This window comes from Xanthovirga aplysinae (assembly GCF_009711365.1).
GTDB classification, from domain to species: Bacteria; Bacteroidota; Bacteroidia; order Cytophagales; family Cyclobacteriaceae; genus Xanthovirga; species Xanthovirga aplysinae.
In genome coordinates, this window is the sequence record NZ_SMMB01000524.1 from 1 (window position 1) to 2,095 (window position 2,095).

The following is a 2,095-nucleotide window of genomic DNA, read 5'->3' on the forward strand; positions in this document are numbered from 1 at the left end:
TATTTATTATTCAATCAAAAAGAATTTACCTAAGTTAAATACTGCATTCTTAGGCCTTACATTTCTTCTTATTGGGTATTCCTCATATACTTTAGTAGCGATTCGCTCCAATTACAATCCTCCGATAGATGAAAATAACCCAGAGAATATCATGAATATGCTTTCCTATCTGAAACGGGAGCAATACGGAAGCCGCCCCTTAATTTATGGGCAAAACTATACGGCAGAAGTAGTTGATAGGGTAAAAACACCCATTTATGTAAAGGGGAAGGAAAGTTATGAGGCCTCCGGAAATAAAATAAATTATGTATATGATCCTGCAGATCTTACCATTTTACCAAGAGTTTGGGCAGGAAATGACCCTAAATATGTAAAGGGGTATGAGCAGAAACTAGGCCTTCGGCCAGGAGAGAAACCCAATTTCTTCGATAATATAAGATTTATGGTCGGCCATCAAATAGGACATATGTATTTGAGGTACTTTATGTGGAATTTCGCCGGGAAGGAAAGTGATATCCAAGGAGCAGGTTGGCTTGCCCCTTGGGATAGTTTGGAAAAGGTTCCCGAAGTGCTTGCTCGGAATAAGGCCAGGAATCAATATTTTATGCTTCCTTTAATTCTAGGCCTGATAGGCATGTTTCTCCAGTATAAAAAGGATAAACAAGGTTTTTGGATTGTAACTACCTTGTTTGTGATGCTTGGTTTTGCTTTGGTCTTTTATATGAACTCTCCCCCTTCAGAGCCTAGAGAGCGCTTTTATATTTACATTGGCTCTTTCTTTGCCTTCACCATTTGGATTGGTCTGGGGGTAATGGGAGTTGGCCAATGGATGCAAAGATTTTTCCCATCGAAAAAAGGTGCATCCCTGACAGCGTCCCTTATTGGTCTTTCTATACCGGTGCTCATGGCATACCAAGGTTGGGATGACCACGATCGTTCGGATCGTTATTTTTCTGTGGATTCTGCTAAAAACTACCTGGCTTCCTGTGCGCCAAATGCTATTTTATTTACCGCTGGTGATAATGACACCTTCCCTTTGTGGTATGCGCAGGAAGTAGAAGGTTTTCGAACCGATGTACGTGTCGTTGTGGGGAGCTATTCCAATTCCGATTGGTATATTGAGCAGATGCGCAAACAAATGAACGAATCAAAACCATTACCTTTTACTCTGGAACAAGATGATTATTCACAGGGGGGACCAAATAATTATCTGCCTTATGTAGAAAACCCGAATATCAAAGGGGCCATTAATCTGAAGCAATATTTGGGTTTGGTAAAGGAAAGACATAAAGCCCTTAATGTAGCCGTAGGAGATGGGGATTCCATTAACATTGTTCCATCCAAAAATTTCTTTCTGGAGGTTGATACCACAAAGGTTTTAAATAGTGGCATTATACCAGGACAGTTTAAATCAAATCTACAAGACAATTTATTGATTCGTTTAAAGGAAAATGGTCTTCAAAAAAAGGATTTGGTATTCCTGGATTTACTGGTCTCTAGTAACTGGGAGCGTCCGATTTATATGAATTATTCTTCTTTAATGGGCTTGGGTGTGGATATAAGTGAATATGCAGTTCAGGAAGGAAATGTTTATCGAATCTTACCAGTAATATCCAATCTTCAAAATGAGCAATTAGTGAATACAGATATCATGTATGAAAATCTGATGCAGAAGATGTATTGGCGAGAATTAAACAATCCAAAAGTATACTATGACGAAAACTATCGGGAAGTATTCATTAATAGAAGCAGAGGAGAGTTTAATTCCCTGGCTAGTGCTCTTGTAAATGAAGGTAAAAAGGAAAAAGCAAGGGAGGTTTTGTTAAAAAGTTTGGAACTAATGCCGGAAAAGGTGGTAATGATCAGCCATACTGGCCCTGAAACGGTTCGGTTATTACTTGCTGTAGGTGAAGAGAAAAAAGCAATGGAGATAACCGAGGTAATAGGCAAACGTGCAGAAGAATTTCTAGTTTATTCCAGGGAAAATGAACAAAATCCTTACAATCACCAAAAAGAACTTAGTCTTTTTGTTTTGAGTAACCTTCGGCAAATCATGAATTATGCGGGGAAAAATGATCTTGCCTCACAATATGAA

The 2,095-nt window shown here is 38.8% G+C and carries 1 protein-coding gene; it reads left to right on the forward strand.

The window, feature by feature from the left end; all coding sequences use genetic code 11:
- Positions 1-2,095 (forward strand): DUF2723 domain-containing protein (locus E1171_RS23520; protein ID WP_187696200.1); only part of this gene is annotated, 2,095 nt, incomplete at both ends.